A 1,027-nucleotide genomic window follows, 5' to 3' on the forward strand; every position below is an offset into this window, starting at 1 on the left:
GCAGTAGTTTCACCGTTATCCCAAGAATAAGTATAGTTTCCATTACCACCAGCAGGTGTTACAGTAGCAGAACCATTAGCTTCTCCAAAACAAACCACAGGACTATCTTGAGCAGCAGTTGCAGTTAAGGCAGCACTAGGTTGTGTTATATTAACAGTTGCAGTTGTTTTACAATCTTTATCATCTGTAATAGTTACGGTATGAGTTCCAGCGTTTAAAGCAGTTGCAGTAGCAGTAGTTTCACCATTATCCCAAGAATAAGTATAGTTTCCATTACCACCAGCAGGTGTTACAGTAGCAGAACCATTAGCTTCTCCAAAACAAACTACAGGACTATCTTGAGCAGCAGTTGCAGTTAAAGCAGCACTAGGTTGTGTTATAGTAACAGTTGCAGTTGTTTTACAATCTTTATCATCTGTAATAGTTACGGTATGAGTTCCAGCGTTTAAAGCAGTTGCAGTAGCAGTAGTTTCACCGTTATCCCAAGAATAAGTATAGTTTCCATTACCACCAGCAGGTGTTACAGTAGCAGAACCATTAGCTTCTCCAAAACAAACTACAGGACTATCTTGAGCAGCAGTTGCAGTTAAGGCAGCACTAGGTTGTGTTATAGTAACAGTTGCAGTTGTTTTACAATCTTTATCATCTGTAATAGTTACGGTATGAGTTCCAGCGTTTAAACCAGTTGCAGTAGCAGTAGTTTCACCGTTATCCCAAGAATAAGTATAGTTTCCATTACCACCAGCAGGTGTTACAGTAGCAGAACCATTAGCTTCTCCAAAACAAACTACAGGACTATCTTGAGCAGCAGTTGCAGTTAAGGCAGCACTAGGTTGTGTTATATTAACAGTTGCAGTTGTTTTACAATCTTTATCATCTGTAATAGTTACGGTATGCGACCCAGCGTTTAAAGCAGTTGCAGTAGCAGTAGTTTCACCGTTATCCCAAGAATAAGTATAGTTTCCATTACCACCAGCAGGTGTTACAGTAGCAGAACCATTAGCTTCTCCAAAACAAACCACAGGAC

Annotated in this window: 1 protein-coding gene; it reads right to left on the reverse strand. The window is 40.0% G+C overall.

The window, feature by feature from the left end:
- The coding region (locus ABD715_RS17760; RefSeq protein ID WP_344789676.1) for a SprB repeat-containing protein at window positions 1-1,027 on the reverse strand (1,027 nt) is incomplete at both ends.

Origin of the sequence: Postechiella marina (genome assembly GCF_039538365.1) — a bacterium.
Taxonomy (GTDB): Bacteria; Bacteroidota; Bacteroidia; order Flavobacteriales; family Flavobacteriaceae; genus Postechiella; species Postechiella marina.